Raw genomic sequence first — 20,358 nt, forward strand, 5'->3', positions numbered from 1 at the left:
GCTGCCGCCGCGGCGCCGCGCCCGTCACCATGGACCCATGACCGATCACGAGCACGCCGCGACGGGTCCGGGACCCGGCCCCGGCCCGCGCCCCGCCCCGGGCGACGGGCCGCGGGGTGCCGCGCCCGCCGCGGACTCCGGTCCGCCCGGTCCCGCCGGGCAGGCGGCGCCGGGCGGACCGGCCGACCGGTTCCGGCGCGACCGCCGGCACAAGACCCTGGCCGGTGTCTGCGCCGGGCTCGGACGGCACTACGACATGGACCCGGTGATCTTCCGCATCACCCTCGCGGTGCTCTCGGCCACCGGCGGCCTCGGCCTGATCTTCTACGGCTTCGCGTGGCTCTTCGTCGCCTACGACGACGAGGACGAGAACGAGGTGCGCAAGCTGCTCACCGGCCGGGTCGACGGACAGGCCCTGGCGGCGGTGCTGTTCGCCCTGGTCGGCTGCGGGGTGTTCCTGACCATGCTGAAGAACGGCGGGGTGCTCACCTTCGCCGTCGTCCTCGCGCTGCTGCTGGCGGGCGCCGGCTACTGGTCGCGCCAGCGCGGTGCGCCCGACCCCGACCCGCTGGCCGCGCAGGCCGTCGCGGACGCCCCTCCGGAGCCCCAGGCACCGCCGGTGTTCGCCTCCTCGCCCTCGTGGTGGCGCGACCCGATCGTCAAGGACGGCACCCACATCGGTGGCACGGGCTACCTGTGGGGCCCGCGCGACACCCGTGACCTGGACATCGCGGCCGCCGTGAACATCGGTACGGGCGCCCCCGGGGCCGGGGCGGGACAGGACGCCCCCGCCCCGCTCCCCCGGCAGCCCCTGCCCCGCGGCCCGCGCTCGATCGGCGGCTGGGTGTTCCTGCTGGCCCTGCTCGCCGGCTCCCTGGGCACGAGCCTGACGTGGGACGGGCACCCGCTCGGCACCAGCCTGCAGACGGGCCTGTCGTGCGCGCTGGCGGTGCTGGGCCTGGGCATCGCCGTCAGCGCCTTCCTCGGCCGGACCGGGGCGGGCTCGATCCTGCTGGCGGTCGTCACGGCCGGCCTGCTCGCCGCGTCGGCGGCCCTGCCGAAGGACATCGGCACGCACTGGTCGCGCACCACCTGGCAGCCCGCCACGGCGGCGGACGTGCGGCCGTCCTACGAACTGGGCACGGGGGTCGGCACCCTGGACCTGACGCGGCTGGACCTGACCGGGAAGCAGACCGTGACCGTGCGGGCGGAGGTCGGGGTGGGCCGGGTGAAGGTGATCGTGCCGCGGGACGTGACCGTGCGGCTGAACGCGGAGGTGGGGGTCGGGGACCTGCAACTGCCCGGCGACGACCCGAAGGACGTGGACGTCCAGCCGGGGCGGCACCAGGAGACCACCCTCTCCCCCGCCGCGGGAGTGAGGCGGTCCGGCACCGTCGACCTGGACCTCCAGGTCGGCATGGGACAGGCGGAGGTGGCCCGTGCTGCGGCATGAGATCAGGCCGGGCAGGTTGTGTGCGGGCATCGTCCTCACGGTGACGGGCGTGCTGTACGCCGGTGACGCGGGCGGCGCGTGGGAGATCCCCTGGTTCGTCGCCCTGCCCCTCGTCACGGGCGGGCTGTTCCTCGCGGGCGCGGTGGCGTTCGTGGCGGGCCGGGCGCGGCGGCGCCGGCAGGCGGGCGGTGCGGGCGTGGAGGCCTGACCGGCCGGGCTACCGGTACCCTCCGCCGCGCTGCCGGCGCCTCGCCCGCAGGGCGGCGTCCACGGACAGCAGGGGTGCGCCCGCCAGCACCAGGGGGATCCAGGCCATGAGGTAGACCAGGTCGTTGCCGTAGTAGTACGGGTCGGAGGCCCAGCTGACGGTGAGCCACAGGCTGAGGGAGATCAGCGCGCCGCCGAGCGCGGCCACGCGGGCGAGCAGGCCCAGCAGGGTGCCGATGCCGACGGCCAGCTCACCGAGGGCGACGGCGTAGCCGAAGCCGACCGGGCTCTTGAGGGAGAGGTCGACCAGGGCGGGGATGGCGGAGGAGTCGCGGACGGCGCGCATCATGTCGCCGATCGACCCGGCGCCGGAGTCCCGCATGAAGGCGTTGTCGGTGAGTTTGTCCAGGCCGGCGTAGATGAAGGTGACGCCGAGGAAGAGGCGCAGCGGCAGCAGGGCGTAGCGGGCGGCCGTGTCCCGCCGGCCGCCTCCGTCGCCGAAGTGCGGGCCGTGGTGGGTGTCCGTTCGCATACCGTGCGTCATCGCTGCTGGCCGCCTCTCGCCCGCCGGTGCCGAACCCCCTCGACAGACCATACGTACGACGATCGCTCCGCGCTCAACCCCGGGTGACCGACTTTTTTCCGCGGCGAGGGAGCGGCGGGGCCGGAACACCACCGCCCCGCGGCCCCGCGCCCCGCCGCCCCGTCAGTCCGTCACGTCGATGGCGTACCGGTTCGTCTCCACGCCCGCCGCCGTGACGACCTGCACCTCCACCCGGCCCGGTTCGACGTCCGCCGGTACCGGCACGGTCAGGAGCGTGTCGGTCGGATTGCGGAAACCGCCGGGCACCGGCACCAGGGGGACGTGGACGTGCACGGAGCCCACCCGTACCACCATCCGCGCCAGCCGGTCGGCGCCCTGCGCCCCGGGCGGCACGAATCCGGCGCCCCGGATCTCGATGTCGTCCCCCGTGCGGATCGGGCCGTCCAGGTCGCCCGCCTCCCGGGCCCGGACGACGGAGAGGACGACCGGCCTGCCGCCCTCCGCGTACTTCCCGGCCAGGTACGTCGCCGCCGACACCAGGACCAGCACCGCCAGGCCCCACGGCAGGTCGGGCAGCTGGTCGGGCCGCCGGGCCAGCCGTACCGCCGCGAAGACCAGGGCGACCGCGCTGATCACCACGTACTGCAGGTCGGTGAAGGCACCCCGGCCCGCGTCGTCGGTCAGCAGGTCGGCGGCGCGCGGCCGGTCGGCCGGAACCTTCTGCAGCCGCTGCCCCAGCACCCGCAGTCCGACCACGCGCCGCACGAGCACGGCGACGCCGCAGACCACGGCGAGGACGGTCACGACCCCGGCGCCCCGGGCCAGGTCCAGCCCCGCGATCAGCGCGTCCCGCTCCGCGTGCCGGGAGGCCGCGGCGAGCCGCCCGGCGAGCACGAGGACCGCGTAGGCCGTGAGGAGCACCCACGCGGCGGCGACGGTGCGGGACGTGGAGAGCCGGTTGTCCTCGCCGATGACGGGGGCGAGGACACCGCCCCTGGCGCGGTGGAACCAGGACGCAGCCGTCAGCGCCGCGGCCACCACCAGCGCGGCGGCGAGCCCGGCCGTGCGGGCCGGCGTCCAGCCCGTGCCGACCGCGGTGAGGGCCTGCGCGAGCAGCAGCGCCACGACGGCCGCCCCGACCACGGCGGTCGTGCGGCGCCACAGCCCCGCCAGCCACGCCTGTCCCTCGGCCCGTCCGCGCTCGGCCACCAGCTCAGCGGACTGGGCGAGTTCCTCGGACACCCATTGCCGTGAGGCCGACGCCGAGTGGGCGACCGCGGCCGGCAGCCCGCGCCCGGCGGCGAACTCGTCCCGCGTGGCCAGGAACGCGGCGACGGCCCGCCGGTGCCCCTCGCGCGCCCCGTGCGGGCAGTCCCCGCAGGCGCACCCGCCTCCGTGCACGGTCCCGGTCCCGCCGCCCGGGCCGCCGGCCCCGTGAGTACCGAGGTACGCGCCCGCGTACCCGCCCGTGTCCGGGCCACCCTGCCTCGCCCCTTGCACCGCCACGCCCGACGCCCGCCTTCCCGCGATCCCGCCACCGCCGGCCTTCCGGACCCCGGAAACACCGCTGTGCAACTCCCCTGCGACGAGAGCGAATTGTGCCCTACACCACCCGGTCCGCGCCGGTTCCGTCCGGTCGCACGGGTGAAGTTCGGCGTGCGGTGTTGACTTCGGCGCGAAACGGCCCGTGCGCGACTGTCACGCGGCGCCTCAGTCCAGCAGGTCCGGTTCGCTGCGGCTGATCTCGCGCCACATCGGCTGGTAGCTGATCCACGCCACCAGGTCCCCGCCGAGCTGTTCGCGGGTGGCCACCGCCATCCGGTGGTCGATGCGCACCGGGCGCCCGGCCGCCCGCGCGGTCAGCTGCACCTGGCAGGAGCGCTCCATCGACACGAACCACCAGGCCGCGGCGTCCACCGAGTCGCCGACGGTCAGCAGCCCGTGGTTGCGCAGCACCAGCGCCTTGCGCGAGCCGAGCGCGGCCGCGATCCGGCGCCCCTCCTCGGCGTCGACGGCGACACCCGTGTAGGAGTCGTACAGGGTGTGGTCCTCGTAGAACGCGCAGCTCTCCTGCGTGATGGGCTCCAGGAGTTCGCCCAGGGCCGCGAGCGCGCGGCCGTGCACCGAGTGGCAGTGGGCGACGGCGACCACGTCGGGGCGGGCCGCGTGCACCTGGGCGTGCACGGTGAACGCCGCCTGGTTGACGTGGTACCGGCCCTCGACGACCTGGCCGTCCTCGTTGGCCAGCACGAGGTCGCCCACGGTGACGTGCCGGAAGGGCAGGCCGAACGGGTTGACCCAGAAGCAGTCGCTGTACTCCGGGTCGCGTGCGGTGATGTGGCCGGAGACACCGTCCTCGAAGCCCAGCCGCCCGAACAGCCGCAGGGCGCCCGCGAGCCGTTCCTTGCGGTGCCGGCGTTCGTCCTCGACCGATTCGTGCATCGGCGGCATCGAGAACTGGAGCCGGCCCGTGGGCACCGGCCGGGGCGGGGTGGACCCGGGTGTCCCGTGCATGTGTCCTCCAGCACTGCGTTGGTTCACGGGGCGCGAAGTTACCGTCGGCCGGTCCGGGGCGACAGCTCGGTTCCGTAAAGACCCGGAGGGCCGCCCTCGTGGCGCCCGACGGCGCCCGGTGCGCGGAATCAGCGGGGCAGCGGTGCAGCGGTGCATCCGTGCGGCGAGTGGCGGACGTCCGGCGCGCTCACGCCCACCTCGGAGCACCACGGCTTCCGGTACGCCGCGCGGCCGAGGAGCTGGTGGCCGGCGGATGCGCGCCCGTACGGGACGAGGCGGGGCGGGAGTGGTTCGTGCGGCCGGTGCACCACGCGGCGCAACCGGACAGAAGATGTCGGGTTTCGGCGGCACACTCGGGTCCATGAGCCGTACCGAACAGCCGATCCGCACCCAGGGAACGAACTGGGCCGCTTTCGCCGCCGCCGAGCCCGGCCTCGCCCGCACGGTCGAGGAACGCTTCGCCGCCCACACCCACCACGTCCTGGCCACTTTGCGCAAGGACGGCTCGCCGCGCACCAGCGGCCTGGAGGTCCGCTTCCTGCGCGGTGAGCTGTGGCTGGGGATGATGGCCGGCTCGCTGAAGGCCCTCGACCTGCGCCGCGACCCGCGCTTCGCGCTCCAGGCCAACCCCGGCGAGGGCACGGGCATGGGCGGCGGCGACGTGCGGATCAGCGGGCGCGCGGTCGAGGTCGGCGACGGGGAGACGAAGGCCGGATACGTCGAAGAGGTGGAACCGCCGGAGCCGTTCCACCTCTTCCGCACCGAGCTGACGGAGGTCGTGCGCACCTCCGTCGAGGACGACACCTACCTGGTCGTCCAGACCTGGAAGCCCGGCGAGCCCCTGCGTCTGATCAAGCGCACCTAGGCGCGGTCGGACGCTCCTGGGGGCCTACTCCCACTCGATGGTGCCCGGCGGCTTCGACGTGACGTCGAGCACGACGCGGTTGACGTCCCTGACCTCGTTGGTGATCCGCGTGGAGATCCGGGCGAGGACCTCGTACGGCAGGCGGGACCAGTCGGCCGTCATGGCGTCCTCGGAGGAGACGGGGCGCAGCACGATCGGGTGACCGTAGGTGCGGCCGTCGCCCTGGACGCCGACGCTGCGGACGTCCGCGAGCAGGACCACCGGGCACTGCCAGATGTCCCGGTCGAGGCCGGCCGCCGTCAGCTCCTCGCGGGCGATGGCGTCGGCCTCGCGCAGCAGGTCCAGGCGCTCCTTGGTGACCTCGCCGACGATGCGGATGCCGAGGCCGGGGCCGGGGAAGGGCTGGCGCTGGACGATCTCCTCCGGCAGGCCGAGCTCCTGGCCGACCATGCGGACCTCGTCCTTGAACAGCTTGCGCAGCGGCTCGATCAGCCGGAACTCGAGGTCCTCGGGCAGGCCGCCCACGTTGTGGTGGGACTTGATGTTCGCGGTGCCCGTGCCGCCGCCGGACTCGACGACGTCCGGGTACAGGGTGCCCTGGACCAGGAACTCCACGGCCGGGCCCTCGTCGGCGATGATCTCGGCCTGGGCCTGCTCGAAGACCCGGATGAACTCGCGGCCGATGATCTTCCGCTTCTCCTCGGGGTCGGACACCCCGGCGAGCGCCTTGAGGAACCGCTCCTCGGCGTCGACGACCTTCAGCTGCACGCCGGTCGCGGCGACGAAGTCCTTCTCGACCTGCTCGGTCTCGCCCTTGCGCATCAGACCGTGGTCGACGTACACGCAGGTCAGCTGGGAGCCGATGGCCTTCTGCACGAGGGCCGCGGCGACCGCGGAGTCCACGCCGCCGGACAGGCCGCAGATGGCGCGCTTGTCGCCGACCTGCTCGCGGATCGCGGCGACCTGCTCCTCGATCACGTTGCCCGTGGTCCAGGACGGGCGCAGGCCCGCGCCCCGGTAGAGGAAGTGCTCCAGCACCTGCTGCCCGTGCGTGGAGTGCATCACCTCGGGGTGGTACTGGACGCCGTAGAGCTTCTTCTCGTCGTTCTCGAAGGCGGCGACCGGGACGACGTCCGTGGAGGCCGTGACGGAGAAGCCCTCGGGGGCGGCGGAGCATGCGTCGCCGTGGGACATCCACACCGCCTGCTCGGCGGGGGTGCCCTCGAAGAGGGTGGAGGACGCCTTGGCCACGTGCAGGTCGGTGCGGCCGTACTCGCGGGCGCCGGTGTTGTCGACGGTGCCGCCGAGGGTCTGTGCCATCAGCTGGAAGCCGTAGCACATGCCGAAGACGGGGACGCCGGCCTCGAAGAGCGCGCCGTCGAGTTGCGGGGCGCCCTCCTCGTAGACCGACGAGGGGCCGCCGGAGAGGATGATCGCCGCGGGGTTCTTGGCGAGGATCTCCTCGACCGGCATGGTGCTCGGCACGATCTCGCTGTAGACCCGCGCCTCGCGGACGCGACGGGCGATGAGCTGGGCGTACTGCGCGCCGAAGTCGACGACCAGAACGGTGTCGGCGGCGCTGGCAGCGGGGGACGCTGATGACACGAGGTGCCTTCCGGCGGTGGGGCGGGGGTCTTGTGCCACCCGATTCTACCGAGGTGCTCGCGGGCGGTGTCGCGCCCGCGTGCCGTGCCGGGCCCCGGCCCGGCATCTCACCATGCGAACCCGTTTGGCCACGGCCGGGTCCGCGGGCATACTGGCGGCATGCTCACGCACCCGACCTTCCGCTTTACCTATGGCATCCGGCCCGCCGGCTGCCATGGTCGTGCTGCTTGAGCAACTGACAAGCGACTTCCCAGGCGCCCCGGGCCGACAAGGCCCGGGGCGTCTGTCGTTCGTCCGGGCCCTGTCGCCCCGGGGCGGCCCTTCGACGACGAGGAGCCCTTCCATGACCGCCACCGACGTGACCGGCGCCCGCACCCCCGAGGCCGCCGACGTGATCACCGGCGCCCGTGAGCGCATCGACGCGCTCGACGACCGGATCATCGGCCTGATCCAGGAACGGGTGGCCGTCTCCGCGGTGATCCAGGAGGCCCGGATCTCCTCCGGCGGCCGGCGGGTGAACCTCTCCCGCGAGATGGAGATCCTCGGCCACTACCGGCAGGCGCTGGGCAGGCCGGGCACGGCCCTGGCGATGACGCTGCTGGAGCTGTGCCGCGGCAAGATCTGAATCGGCGTTCTGCGGACAGACGTACGCATCGCTCTCACCCGTCCGGCGCGTGACCGGGTTCCGCCCGGCGTCGTTGGTCCCGGTGTCCGCGCCAGCCAGCCGCGGGCCCGAAAGAACCACGCGTGGCTCACTGGGGCGATGAGACGCACGGATCGTGCCGTGCGTCGTGGGACCTCGCTCCAGGGAAGTGACCGGACGGCAGGGGACAGCAGCCCGGTCACCCAAGAGAACGGCCGGCTCCGGGGACGCCCGGGGCCGGCCGACGGACCTTGCACAAGTGCACAAGCCTGGGCCGAACCGTTGCGGGCGCCGCGTTCCTCCAGCACGATGCGCACACCGTCCACGTCCCGGCGCGGACACCCGCGTTGCCCCGCTGCCACAGGCCGAGACCAGCGGCGCTGTCCCCCGGCGCCGCTTCCGGGCACCGGCGCTGCCCTGACGTCGGTGCTGACGAGAGGAAGGGCCCCGCGGCTCCACCCCGCGGGGCCCTTCGGCCTGTCCGGCATTCGCCGCGTCCGGCATTCGCCCTCCCCGCCATTCGCCGCGTCCGGCATACGCCCTGCCGGGGTCGAGAGGCCGGCTCCGGTCGCCGGACGGCTTCTCGGACACGAGCCCGAGATCTCATCGCGTGGTGAGCGGCGCCACCGGACGACCCGGCCTGTGACACAGCCCACATAAGAATTCCGTGAGTGCCCGCACAACCATTCACAGGTTCCACGGATCAAACCTGGCGAACCAAGGGCCACTCCCGCGCCCCACACGCGGAGGCCTCCCCCAACGTTCGTACCGCAGCCCGCGGTACGCCGGACTCTCCGAGGTCTTCATGAAGCTTCGCCGCGCCATGGCAGCAGCGGCCGCAACCGCGGTCATAGCCCCGGTGGCACTGCTCGCGGCACCGGCCGCGTACGCGTCCGACGAAACGACGCCCACGCCGAGCGCGTCGGTGAGCGAGTCCGCTCCCGAGACGTCCGCCTCGCCGTCGGCCAGCGAGTCCGAGCCCGCCGCGACGACCCCGGCTCCGAGCACGTCCACGAGCGCCTCCGCTCCGCAGACGTCCAGCTCGCCGAGCGCGTCCGCGAGCGCTTCCTCCCCGGCGCCGAGCACCTCCGAGCCGGAGGAGTCGGAGTCCCCCGACCCCGAGCCCTCCGTGTGCGAGGACACCAAGGTCGACGTCGGCATCTCCGGCCTGCCCGGCAAGATCTCCGCGGGCAGCGGCTGGCACAAGTTCTCGCTGAACGTGCTGAACAACTCCGACTCCACGCTGAACGACCTCGACTTCTTCGCCGGGGCCTCCCCCGACAAGAACGGCGAGGAGCTGTTCACCAGCAAGCAGGTCCGGCTCCAGGCCTGGGACCCGGACAGCAAGGTCTGGACCGACCTCAACGAAGGCGGCTTCGCGGTCGGCTACGTCGGCTACACCGACGAGCTGAAGCCCGACTACGAGGTGGACATCCCGCTGCGCCTCAACGTCAGCAAGTCCGCCCCGGTCGGCGCCGGCTTCTCGCTCGGCGCGACGATCTACGGTGACGACGACGCCGAGTGCACCGGCTTCGGCGACGTGTCCTACAGGTTCCAGATCGTCTCCGCCGGTACGGACACCGACGGCACCAAGCCGCAGGAAGGCGGCAAGGCGCCCGTCACCGACGAGAAGCCGAGCGGCACCACGCCGGAGGTCACCGGCAGCCTCGCGGAGACCGGCTCCAGCTCCGCCCTGCCGATGATCAGCCTCGTCGGCGGTGCCGCGGTCGTCGCCGGTGCCGGTGCGATCTTCGTGGTCCGTCGCCGCAAGGCCGGCGCGGAGGCGTAAAGCCACAGCGGCCGCCTGGCCGCGGCGAACAGAAGAGGGACCTGCGCTCGGAGGGGGGTGCAGGTCCCTCTTCCGTTGCCGTCGCCCCGCCCGGGCGGCCGGCCGGGGCTGCTTCCCGGCGCCCGGCTGTCACCCGGCCGCGGTTGCTTCCCGGCTCCCCGCTACTTCTCGGGCGGCACCGCCGGCATCCCCAGGAACGGCAGCCGCAGCGCGCCGAACGCCTCCGCCGGGACCGCCGGGGACTTGGGCTCGACCGGTTGCAGCCGCGTGTACGCCGTGCCCTGCTCGGGGCGCGGGTCGGGCTCGCCCTTGTTGGGCCAGAACGACATCGCCCGTTCCGCCTGCGCGGTGATGGTCAGGGACGGGTTGACGCCCAGGTTGGCGGAGACCGCGGCGCCGTCGACGACGGAGATGCCGGGGTGCCCGTACAGGCGGTGGTAGGGGTCGATCACGCCGGTCTCGCGCGAGTCGCCGATGGGGCAGCCGCCCAGGAAGTGGGCGGTGAGCGGGGTGCCCATCAGTTCGCCGACGTTGGAGCCGGCGAAACCGTTGATCTCGGCGGCCAGGGCCGAGGCGCCCTCGGTGGCGGCCGCGATCTGCTTGGGGTTGGGAGATCCGTGACCCTGGCGGGCGGTGAGCAGCCCGCGTCCGACGCCCGACGGCTTCAGGTACGTCGTCAGGGAGTTGTCCAGCGACTGCATCACCAGGCCGATGATGGTCCGCTCCGACCAGCGGCGGTTGGACAGCGAACGCAGGGTCAGCAGCGGGTGCCGGGCCGCGTGGGCGACGAAGCCGAGCACCCGTGAGGTGCCCGAGTTCCGCCCGGCGTAGGGCACTTGGAGGATGGACAGGCTGCCCATCGAGTTGGAGCCCCTGCCGTAACGGACCGGCTCGATGTGGGTGTTGGCGTCCGGGTGGATCGAGGACGTGATGGCGACCCCGCGGGTGAAGTCGACCCGGGGCGCGCCGTGGGCCTTGCGGTAGCGCCGGTCGTCGGTCTGGGCGCCGACCAGGGCCTCGGAGTTGGTGCGGGTGAGTTCGCCCAGCCGGGCCGACAGGCGGGGCAGCTGACCACCGGCCTTCATGCGGTGCAGCAGGGTCTGGGTGCCGTAGGTGCCGGCGGCGAGGACGACCTTGCGGGCCGTGTAGGTGCGGCCCTTCGCCTTGCGGCCGCCGTCGGTGGGCAGGGTGGCGACGGCGTAGCCGCCCCGCGAGTCGTCGGTGAGGGACACGACCGTCGTCAGGGGGTGGACGACCGCGCCGGCCTTCTCGGCGAGGTGCAGGTAGTTCTCGTTGAGGGTGTTCTTCGCGCCGTGCCGGCAACCGGTCATGCACTCGCCGCACTCCGCGCACGCCCTGCGGGCCGGGCCCGCCCCGCCGAAGTACGGGTCGGGCACCTCCTCGCCCGGCTTCGCCTTCACCGTGCCGTCGGCGTCCTCGCCGTCGCCGAAGAAGACGCCGACCGGGGCGAGGTGGAAGGTGTCGCCGCAGCCCATCTTCTCGGCCGCCGCCTTCAGGTGGACGTCGGACGGGGTCATGGTCGGGTTGAGGCGGACGCCCAGCATGCGGCGGGCCTGGTCGTAGTAGGGCGCGAGTTCGTCCTGCCAGTCGGTGATGTCACGCCACTGGGGGTCCTCGAAGAACGGCGCCGGCGGGACGTAGAGCGTGTTGGCGTAGTTGAGGGAGCCGCCGCCGACGCCCGCTCCCGCCAGGACCATGACGTTGCCCAGCAGGTGGATGCGCTGGATGCCGTACATGCCGAGTCTGGGGGCCCAGAGGTAGTTCTTCAGGTCCCAGGAGTTCCTGGGCAGGGTCTCGCGGGTGAAGCGGCGGCCTGCCTCCAGGACGCCCACGCGGTAGCCCTTCTCGGTGAGGCGCAGGGCGGTCACGGAACCGCCGAAGCCGGAACCGACCACGATGACGTCGTAGTCGTATGCGTCCTGAGGCACGTGTTCTCCTCGTCGAGTGTCGCGTGCGGGCCGTCGGTGTCGGGGCGCGCGGCTGTCCGCGCGTGGGGGCGTCAGCGGAAGCGCAGCGCCTTCATCAGGCGCAGGCTCCGGCTCATGAACCGGGCGTACGCCTCGTCGTCCATGCCCAGCGAGGGGGCCATGGGCAGCACCCGCTGGTGGGCGACCGTCTGGGCCTCGGTGTACTTGAGGATGCCCTCGGAGCCGTGGCGGCGGCCGAGTCCGGAGTCCTTCATGCCGCCCATGGGCGACTGGACGCTGCCGTAGGCGGGCGCGTACCCCTCGTTGATGTTGACCGTGCCGGTGCGCAGACGGGCGGCGACCTCCCGGCCGCGGCGCGCGTTCCTCGTCCAGACCGAGGAGTTCAGCCCGTACGCCGTGGCGTTGGCCCGCTCGATCGCCTCGGTCTCGTCCGTGAAGCGGTAGACCGAGACGACCGGCCCGAAGGTCTCCTCGGCGCAGACGGACATGTCGGTGGCGACGCCGTCGAGGATCGTGGGCTCGAAGAAGTAGGGGCCGATGTCCGGGCGCGCCACGCCGCCCGCGAGGACCTCGGCGCCCTTGGCGACGGCCTCCTCGACGTGCCGGGTGACGGTCTGGAGCTGGCGTTCGCCGACCAGGGAGCCCATGTCGGCCCCGTACGCCAGCGACGTGCCCAGGCGCATGGCCCTGGTGCGGGCGGCGAACCGCTCCAGGAAGGCGTCGGCGATCGACTCGTGCACGTAGAGGCGCTCGATGGAGATGCAGAGCTGGCCGGCCGAGGAGAAGCAGGCGCGCACGGCTCCGGCCGCGGCCTTCTCGATGTCGGCGTCCTCCAGGACCAGCATGGCGTTCTTGCCGCCGAGTTCGAGGGAGACGCCGACCAGCCGGGCAGCGGCGCCCCGGGCGACCTCGCGGCCGGTACGGGTGGAGCCCGTGAAGGAGACGTAGTCGGCGTGGCGGACGACCTCGGGGCCGACGACCGGGCCGTCGCCGAGGACGACCTGGAAGACGTCGGCGGGCAGTCCTGCCTCGATCAGCAGGTCACGGGCCCACAGGGCGGTCAGGCAGGTCTCGGTGTCCGGCTTCATGACCACCGCGTTGCCCGCGGCGAACGCCGGGAGCGCGTCACCGACCGACAGTTCCAGCGGGTAGTTCCAGGGGGCGATCTGGCCGACGACCCCGCGCGGGTGGCGCAGTTCGGTGACCTTGGTCAGGGCCGGCACGGCACCGGCGTGCCGCTTGGGCCCGAGGTAGGCGGGGGCCTTGCGGCCGTAGTGCCGGGCGGCGACCGCGACGGCCTGGACCTCCTCGTGCGCGTGCAGCCGGGCCTTGCCCGTCTCCAGCTGGATCAGGTCGAGCACCTCGGCCTGACGCTCCAGCACCAGGTCGTGGAAGCGGAGCAGGACGGCGGCGCGCTGCCGTACCGGGACCCGCGCCCACACGGCCTGGGCGGTGCGGGCCGCCGCGAAGGCCTGCGCCACGTCCTCCGGCGTGGACTCGGGCAGGTCGGCCAGCTTCTCGCCGGTGAAGGGCGTGTGGTTGGCCGTCCGGCCCGAGCCGGCCACGCCCTTGGTGAGCTGGGCGACCAGCTCGGGGGTGACCACGTCGGCGGCGGTGCGGGCGCCCTCCGGAGCGGGGGCGAGGGGGTTCGTACCGGCCTGAGCCGTGCCGGTCTCTGCCGTCTTCTCTGCGGCCTGCGCGTCCGTCATGAGGCGCAGGGTATGCCGCGGCGGGACCTTTGGGTACCCGTCGGTAATACGGCTTCACCGACTGCACACACGATGCCAGTGACCGCTGGCAACAAACGCCCTGATCAGGGCGTCGGCGACGACCGGCGGCGATCTCTCAGTCTTTTGCGAACCCGAGACGGTCCCGGACCCCCTCGAACAGGTCGGTGCCCTCCGGCTCCTGCGGTGTGCCCCGGGCCATGTCGACGCGCAGCTCGTACAGGCGGTCGCCGCCGGTGCGCAGCAGGAGCCGCAGGACGCGCCGGGGCGTTCCGTCCCTGGTGGTGTAGGCGGTGTCGGCGAGCACGGCGTCGTGGCCCCGGACGCGGGTCGGGGTGTACTCGGTGTGCGCCTGCTCGCCTCTGGCGGCCTCGCCCTTGCGGGCCTCCTCCAGCGGGGAGCCGGGTGCCCGGTCCCAGCGCAGGAGGCGGATCTGGACACCGCCGCCGCGCTCGTCGCCGTAGAGGACCGTGCGGGGCTGGTCGGTGGCGCTGCCGGTGCGGGCCAGTGCGCGGTAGTGGCCGGGGAGGTGGAGTTCCGCCGCGAGGTCCGGTTCGCGGTGCGGTGTCCAGTCGGCGGCGGGAGCGGTGCGGGCGACCCGTCCGGCGGCCTGGGCACTGCTCGCGCCGGCGTCGGCGCTCGCACTGCCGGCGCCCGCACTGCCGGTGCCGGTGAGTTGCGTGGCCGTTCCGACACCGCCGGCGAGCAGGGCGCCGAGGAGGGCGAGGGGGGCGGGGCGGAGCAGGCCGGACCGCTTCGGCGACTCGGGCGGGTGCGTCGTCCCGACAGCAGCGGGTGCTTCGGCGGTCGCGGCGTCCGCGGGTGTTCCCGCCGGTGTCGCGGCCGCCGGTGTGGCGACCACCGGTGTCGCGGCCGCCGGTCTGGCTGTCGTCGGTGTGGCGGTCGTCGGTGTGGCGGTCGTCGGTGTTCCTGCCGGTGTGGGGCCCGTCGGCGCCTGAGCCGCTGCTGCGCCCACCGGCGCTCGGGTCGCTGCGGGGACCGTCGGCGCTTCCGTCACCGCGGCGCCCGGCGGCGGCTCTGTGACCGCGACGTCCGTCGGCGCTTCGGCCGCGGCGGCGCCCGCCGTCTCCCGTGCGCGCTCGGTGGACCTGCCGTTCGCGGGTGCCGGCTGCGCGGTGGTCACCGGCCCGGCGAGGACGGCCAGTTCCTTCGCGGTCTCTTCCGCGTCCGGTCGCTCCCCGGGCTCCGCACGCAGCAGCCGGGACACGAGCGGTCCGAGCGGCCCGGCCCGCTCGGGTGCGGGCGGCCGGGATTCCAGGACCGCGGCGCGGGTCGCCTCGGCCGTGCCGCGGCGGAACGGGGAGGAGCCCTCGACGGCGGTGTAGAGCAGAGCGCCCAGGGACCACAGGTCGGAGGCGGGTCCGGCGCCGCGTCCGGACATCCGCTCCGGGGCGACGAACTCCGGCGGGGCGCCGGATTCCCCGCCCCCGGCGGTGCGCTCCCCGGCGTGCGGATGGGCGATGCCGAAGTCGGTGAGGACGACCCGGTCGTCGGGGCCGAGCAGGACGTTGGCCGGTTTCACGTCCCGGTGCACGATGCCGACGGAGTGCGCGGCGTGCAGCGCGCCGAGGACGGCGAGGCCGACCCGGGCCGCCTCCCCCGGCTCGAGCGGGCCGCGGCGCAGTCGCTCGTGCAGGGACTCGCCCCGCACCGACTCCATGACGATCCAGGGCAGCCCGTCGAGCATCTCGGTGGCGTCGAGCTCGTCGGGGCCCCTGGGGCCCGGGGGTTGGTCGCGCTGCTCGGGTTCGACGACGACCTCGTGGATGGTGACGGCGGCGGGGTGGTCCACCCGGGCGGCGGCCCGGGCCTCGCGGTGGAGCCGGTGGGCGGCACGCCGGTGGTGCTCGTCCTCGGGGCCCCCGGGCAACCGCGGCTGCCGCACGGCGACTTCACGCCCAGCCAGCTCGTCGTGGGCCCGCCAGACGGTGCCGGTCGCGCCGGAGCCGATGCGCTCGATCAGCCGGTACCTGCCGCCGACGAGTCGGCCCCGGGCGTCGTCCGTACCGCCCCCGTCGTTGCTCATGCCCCATCAGTACCGTGCGGGCCCTCGCCTTGTCGACGCGGGGTGGTCGGTAACAGGGCCAACGGGCCCCGGATCACGTCCCGTTGATGTCGAGGTTCTCGATCGCCTCGCCCGCCACCTCTCTGCCGCGGTCGGTGAAGTCGCCCTTGCCGGGGTAGCCGACGGTGAGCTTGTACATGTCGCCGCCGGTGGTGCGGTAGTAGAAGATCCGCAGCTCACGGGGGCGGGGGTCCTGGGTGTCGTCGGTGACGTAGACGACGGTGTTCTCGGCCGCCTTCCTGCCCCGGTAGGTGGTGGTGACCGGGTTCGTCCGCTCGGGGCTCTCCGGCATGTCCAGCTCGTAGCTGCCGCTCTTCTTGAACCTGCTGTCGTCGTCGTACATCTCGGCGGCCGCGGAACCCGCGATGGTGCCGCCGGTGTCCTCCGCCTTCCTGTCGAGGCTGAGGCCGATCCAGATGCTGCCGCTCCAGTCGGTGTACGTGACCCAGTGCTTCTCGTCGGACTCCCGGTCGGGCACGGTCCGCTGGTAGTCCTGCGGGACCGCCATCACCACACCGAGGGCCTTCTCCCGGCGGAGCTCCCAGCCGTCGGGCAGGGGCCCGGCGAACGGGTCGGCGATCAGCAGGTACGCCGTGACCGCGGCCGCGACGACCACCGCACCGAGGCCGGTCCAGCCCTTGCGGCCGATGCGCACGCCCCGGCGTGCGCCGGCCGGGACGGTGGCCTGGAGGTCCCGGGTGGGCTGCGGGGCGGGCGGCTCGGCGGCTGCCTCCAGCAGGGTCCGCACCCGTGCCGCGTCCGGGCGGCGGGCCGGGTCCTTCTGCAGCAGGCCGCCGATGGCCTCGGCGAGCGGGCCGGTGGCCGAGGCGGGCGGCGCGGGCGTGGCGTGGAGGACGGACTGGAGGGTGGCGGGGGTGTTGCTGCGGCGGAACGGCGAGACGCCCTCGGTGGCCGCGTAGAGCACCACGCCGAGCGACCACAGGTCGCTGGCCGGTCCCGGGCGCTGGCCGAGCACCCGCTCCGGGGCGATGTACTCGGGCGAGCCCACGAAGCCGCCGGTGTCGGTCAGGTTGGTCTCGCCCTCGATCTGGGCGATGCCGAAATCGGTGAGCACGACCCGGTCGTGACGGCCGAGCAGGACGTTGTCCGGCTTCACGTCACGGTGCAGGATGCCCGCGGCGTGCGCGGCCTCCAGCGCGCCGAGCACCTCCAGGCCGATCCGGGCGGCATCGCGCGCGGACAGGGTGCCCTCCTGCAGCGCGTCGCCCAGCGAGCGGCCCCGCACCAGCTCCATGACGATCCAGGGCCGGCCGTCCACCACCGCCACGTCGTGCACGTCGACGACGGCCGGGTGATCGAGCCGGGCCGCGGCGCGGGCCTCACGGCGCATCCGCTCGAAGGCGTTGGCGCGTTCACGCTCGGGAAGGTGCTCCGGGACCCGCGGTTCCTTGACGGCGACCTCCCGCTCCACCGTCTCGTCCCGGGCCCGCCACACCGTGCCCATGCCGCCGTGCCCCAGCTTTCCGAGCAGCCGGTAACGCCCGGCGACGAGCCGTCCCGTGCCGGGTTCCTCCGCCGGGTCGCCGGGCTGCCGCGGCGGTCCGGGCCGGGCGGGCGGAGCGGCCGGCGCCGCGTACGGATTGCCCGGTACCGGCGCCTGCGGGTTCGGCGGTTGCAGAACGAAACTCGTCGGCTCGTCGGCCCCGGAGCGGGCTCCCCCGTCGTTGCTCATGCGTCCATCCATATCGCGCCGGGCACTTCCGTATCCACCATGGGCGGCAGCCGGTCACAGACCCGTGACGTCGGGGCGCCGCTCACGATGCGCGTCCCGGGGAGGCGCGGAACCCGGCAGACGGACCCTCAGGGGGTGGCGGTGGGCACGTGGCTGCTCGGGGAGGCGGTTCCGGTCGCGGGCGTGCGCGGCGCCGAACTCGTCGGCACGGGGCTGCCGTCCCCGTCGTTGTCGCTGCGCAGCAGGGCCGCGGCCGAGACCCCGGCGCCGGCCATCGCGGCGACCAGCACCGCGGCGACCAGCACCCGCCTGGCGGGCCGCCGCAGGAACGGCTCCCCGCCCGGCTCGGCCCCCGGCTCCCCCGCCGCTCCCACCGCGAGCGGGGACGGCGGTGCGGCCGCGTCCGGCGGCCGGCCGCCGGGGACGACCCGCAGCACCGGCGCGTACCCGGGCGGGGGTGCGGGCGGCGTGCGTCCCGTCGTCAGGAAGGCACGCAGCATCCGCTCCGCCCGGTCCGCGTCCAGCCGCCGGTCCGGATCGCGTTCCAGCAGGCCGTGCACGACGGGCAGCAGCGGTCCGGCCTCGGCCGGCGGGCGGATGTCACCGACGACCACGGCGTGCAGGACGCCTCCCAGCGAGTCCCGGTGGAACGGCGACTCCCCGCTCAGCGCCGCGCACAGCAGCGCGCCAAGCGACCACAGGTCCGACTCCGGCCCGGTCCTGACGCCCGACATCCGCTCGGGCGCGGTGTACTCGGGCGAGCCGACGAAGGAGCCGTTCTCGGTGAGCGTCGGGGCTCCCTGGACCTGCGCGATGCCGAAGTCGGTGAGGACCACCCGGTCGGTACCGGCCTCCAGCAGTACGTTGTCCGGTTTGAGATCCCGGTGCAGCACTCCCGAGGCGTGCGCCGCGCGCAGTGCGCCGAGCAGGTCGACGCCGATGCGCGCGGCCTCGGCGGCGGCCACCGGGCCCTCGCCGGCGAGCCGGTCGGCCAGCGTGCCGCCCTCGACCAACTCCATCACGATGTAGAGCCGTTCGTCGTCCTCGACGACATCGTGGACGACGATGATGTGCGGGTGGCTCAACTGGGCGACGGCCCGGGCCTCGCGCAGCGTGCGGTCCCGCTGGCGGCGGGCCTCCGCCGCGGACAGGGTGTCGTCGTAGGGGAGTTCCTTGACGGCCACGCTCCGGCCGAGCAACCGGTCGGTCGCCCGCCAGACCACGCCCATGCCCCCACGCCCGAGCTTCTCCTCGAGCCGGTAACGGCCCGCGATGACACGCCTGTTGTGCCCCTCGGTCCCCATACGGCCATCATGCCCCAACGGACGGGACCGCTCCGGGGCGCTGCGACGGGGGTGGCCGAAACCGGCGGCCCCGGCCGGGGCCGCCGGCCGTCAGCCGGTCTTCTCCTGCCAGCCCTGCAGGATCGAGGTGAACTGCTTGCGCGCGGTGGCCCAGTCCGCCGCGGGCGCCGACATGTAGAGGGCGTACTCCGTGCCGTCCCGGGCCACGTACGTCTCCTCGACGGCACGGCGGGGGCCGGGGAACTTGATGTCCTTGGCCAGCGCGGTCCAGGTGTACTCCCAGAGGGCGCCTTCCCGGTCACGGTAGACGTTGCGCTCCAGCCGGACCCGCTTGTAGTCGACCAGCCGCTGCAACTGCTGCTCCAAATCGAGCTGGTGGGCGTAGGGATCGGCGAAGTCCGGGGACGGGTCGACGGCGATCCTGACGAAGTGCCGTCCGTCGTCGGGCGTGTAGTCGATCTGCTTGATCTCGCCCTGCGGCCCGAACGGCCTGCGCTCCCAGCCCTCGGGCAGGTACAGGCTGAAACCGGCGGGGTCGTCACGCCGGGTCCAGCCCTCCGGGACCGATCCCCCGGGCTTCGGCGTGCCGCCGGTGTCCGGCGAGCCGGAGGCGCCGGTCGTCCCGCGGCCCTGGTCCCACTGCCGGAGCACGACGGCGGTGCCACCGCCGATGATGGCCGCGAGCGCGACGACCAGGGCGAGCGTGCGCAGCCGGCGCCGTCGCCCGCCGCCGGGCCCCGGCCGGTCGGATGCCTGGGTTCCGGACGGCTGCGGGCCCGTCGCGGCCGCCCCCGTCGTGGTGGGTCCCGTCGCGGCCGGGCCCATCGCGGTCGGTCCGACGGCCGTCGGACCGGTGCCGGAAACGGCCGTGGTGCGGCCACCCGCCGTGTGCCCACCGGCCGTGTGCCCGCCCCCCATGTGCCCACCGGCCGTGTGCCCACCCGCCATGTGCCCGCCCACCATGTACGCACCGGCCGTCGGCGCTCCCCCGGTGGCGGTGCGGGCCTGCGGTGGCAGCGGTGCCCGGGGGTGCGGGAACGGCGCCCCGCTCGGCCGGCGCCCCTCCGCCGCCTCGGCGAGCTTCCGTTCGGCCTCGGGCAGGCCTGGCCGGGCGGCCGGGTCCTTGCGCAGCAGGGCGGTGATGACAGGCGCGAGCGCGCCGGCGTGGCGGAGTTCGGCGGCCTCCTCCTCGACCACGGCCTGCATCGTCGTCAGCGGCGTGGTCCGGCGGAACGGCGAGCGGCCCTCGACCGCCGTGTAGAGCGTCGCACCGAGTCCCCACAGGTCCGATGCGGGCCCCGGGTCCTGCCCGCGCACGCGCTCCGGTGCCAGGTAGTCGACGGAGCCGACGACCTCGCCGGTGCGGGTGATCGTCGTGTCGCCCTCGATCTGGGCGATGCCGAAGTCGGTGAGCAGGACCCGTCCGTCGCGGCCGAGGAGGACGTTGCCCGGCTTGACGTCGCGGTGCAGGACGCCGGCGGTGTGCGCGGCACGCAGGGCCCGCAGCACCCACAGGCCGATGCGTGCCGCCTCGCGCGGTTCGACGCGGCCGTCCTCCTTGACGGCGTCGGCCAGCGAGCGGCCCTCGACCAGTTCCATCACGATCCAGGGGCGTCCGTCGTGCTCCAGGACGTCGTGCACGGTGACGACCGCGGTGTGGCTGATCCGGGCCGCGGCCCTGGCCTCGGCACGGGTGCGCGCCAGCAGGATCGCCTGCTCGCTCTCGGAGACGTAGAGGGCGGCCGTCAGCTCCTTGATGGCGACCGACCGGTGCAGCACCTCGTCGTGCGCCCGCCACACCCGGCCCATGCCGCCACTGCCGATGGAGTCGGCCAGCCGGTAACGGCCCGCGACGAGCCGGCCCTGCATCTGATTCACGTTGCCCCGCAATGGTCTTGACAGGGTCAGCGTAAGGACCGCCCCATCCCCGGGGAACAAGCGGGGTACCACGGTGACCGCACTGTGACGGTTGCCGACCG

15 protein-coding genes are annotated in these 20,358 nt (G+C 74.1%); 5 read left to right on the forward strand and 10 right to left on the reverse strand.

What is annotated here, in order from left to right; all coding sequences use genetic code 11:
• The first annotated feature begins 37 nt into the window (after positions 1 to 37).
• Positions 38 to 1,453 (forward strand): PspC domain-containing protein, encoded by a 1,416-nt coding sequence (locus tag Q5694_RS11930; protein ID WP_333932634.1) that lies wholly within the window; start codon positions 38 to 40, stop codon positions 1,451 to 1,453.
• On the forward strand, positions 1,440 to 1,661 hold the full coding sequence (locus Q5694_RS11935) for a hypothetical protein (protein ID WP_333932635.1): 222 nt from the start codon (positions 1,440 to 1,442) through the stop codon (positions 1,659 to 1,661). The genes Q5694_RS11930 and Q5694_RS11935 overlap by 14 nt, the downstream gene beginning before the upstream one ends.
• 9 nt (positions 1,662 to 1,670) lie before the next feature.
• Here Q5694_RS11935 and Q5694_RS11940 read toward each other — a convergent pair whose 3' ends face one another.
• From Q5694_RS11940 to Q5694_RS11950, 3 genes are all read right to left on the reverse strand, one after another.
• Entirely contained in the window at positions 1,671 to 2,204 is a 534-nt protein-coding gene (locus tag Q5694_RS11940) for a DoxX family protein (RefSeq protein WP_333932636.1), read from the reverse strand.
• 162 nt (positions 2,205 to 2,366) lie between these two features.
• The gene (locus Q5694_RS11945) at positions 2,367 to 3,710 is read right to left on the reverse strand and encodes a hypothetical protein (protein ID WP_443040853.1); all 1,344 of its coding nucleotides are present in this window, start codon (positions 3,708 to 3,710) and stop codon (positions 2,367 to 2,369) included.
• Between the two features lie 204 nt (positions 3,711 to 3,914).
• Positions 3,915 to 4,718, reverse strand: coding sequence for a class II aldolase/adducin family protein (locus tag Q5694_RS11950; RefSeq protein WP_333932639.1), 804 nt, complete (start codon positions 4,716 to 4,718; stop codon positions 3,915 to 3,917).
• Between the two features lie 361 nt (positions 4,719 to 5,079).
• On the opposite strand from Q5694_RS11950, the gene Q5694_RS11955 reads away from it, so the two are divergent.
• Entirely contained in the window at positions 5,080 to 5,583 is a 504-nt protein-coding gene (locus Q5694_RS11955; protein WP_333932640.1) for a pyridoxamine 5'-phosphate oxidase family protein, read from the forward strand.
• Between the two features lie 24 nt (positions 5,584 to 5,607).
• Here the strand turns inward: Q5694_RS11955 and guaA are convergent, their stop codons facing one another.
• Entirely contained in the window at positions 5,608 to 7,188 is a 1,581-nt protein-coding gene (gene guaA, locus Q5694_RS11960) for a glutamine-hydrolyzing GMP synthase (protein WP_333932641.1), read from the reverse strand.
• Positions 7,189 to 7,531: 343 nt separating this feature from the next.
• Here guaA and Q5694_RS11965 point away from each other — a divergent pair, with 343 nt between their 5' ends.
• Both Q5694_RS11965 and Q5694_RS11970 read left to right on the forward strand, forming a co-directional pair.
• A complete protein-coding gene (locus tag Q5694_RS11965) occupies positions 7,532 to 7,813 on the forward strand; it encodes a chorismate mutase (RefSeq protein ID WP_333932643.1) in 282 nt (93 codons plus the stop codon).
• Positions 7,814 to 8,636: 823 nt separating this feature from the next.
• Entirely contained in the window at positions 8,637 to 9,620 is a 984-nt protein-coding gene (locus Q5694_RS11970; RefSeq protein ID WP_333932645.1) for an LAETG motif-containing sortase-dependent surface protein, read from the forward strand.
• 161 nt (positions 9,621 to 9,781) lie between these two features.
• Here Q5694_RS11970 and Q5694_RS11975 read toward each other — a convergent pair whose 3' ends face one another.
• The 6 genes from Q5694_RS11975 to Q5694_RS12000 form a co-directional block, all read right to left on the reverse strand.
• On the reverse strand, positions 9,782 to 11,569 hold the full coding sequence (locus Q5694_RS11975) for a GMC family oxidoreductase (protein ID WP_333932646.1): 1,788 nt from the start codon (positions 11,567 to 11,569) through the stop codon (positions 9,782 to 9,784).
• A 71-nt stretch (positions 11,570 to 11,640) separates the two neighbouring features.
• Positions 11,641 to 13,278: a succinic semialdehyde dehydrogenase gene (locus Q5694_RS11980; protein ID WP_333932647.1), complete on the reverse strand. Its 1,638-nt coding sequence runs from the start codon at positions 13,276 to 13,278 to the stop codon at positions 11,641 to 11,643.
• Between the two features lie 136 nt (positions 13,279 to 13,414).
• Positions 13,415 to 15,343 carry a serine/threonine-protein kinase gene (locus Q5694_RS11985; RefSeq protein WP_333932648.1) on the reverse strand — a complete coding sequence of 643 codons (1,929 nt, stop codon included), beginning with the start codon at positions 15,341 to 15,343 and terminating at the stop codon, positions 13,415 to 13,417.
• A gap of 73 nt (positions 15,344 to 15,416) precedes the next feature.
• Positions 15,417 to 17,075: a serine/threonine-protein kinase gene (locus tag Q5694_RS11990; protein WP_333932649.1), complete on the reverse strand. Its 1,659-nt coding sequence runs from the start codon at positions 17,073 to 17,075 to the stop codon at positions 15,417 to 15,419.
• A 128-nt stretch (positions 17,076 to 17,203) separates the two neighbouring features.
• A complete protein-coding gene (locus Q5694_RS11995) occupies positions 17,204 to 18,379 on the reverse strand; it encodes a serine/threonine-protein kinase (RefSeq protein ID WP_333932650.1) in 1,176 nt (391 codons plus the stop codon).
• A 90-nt stretch (positions 18,380 to 18,469) separates the two neighbouring features.
• Positions 18,470 to 20,248 carry a serine/threonine-protein kinase gene (locus tag Q5694_RS12000; RefSeq protein WP_333932941.1) on the reverse strand — a complete coding sequence of 593 codons (1,779 nt, stop codon included), beginning with the start codon at positions 20,246 to 20,248 and terminating at the stop codon, positions 18,470 to 18,472.
• Between the last annotated feature and the right edge of the window lie 110 nt (positions 20,249 to 20,358).

Source organism: Streptomyces sp. AHA2, assembly GCF_036857595.1.
Lineage (GTDB): Bacteria > Actinomycetota > Actinomycetes > Streptomycetales > Streptomycetaceae > Streptomyces.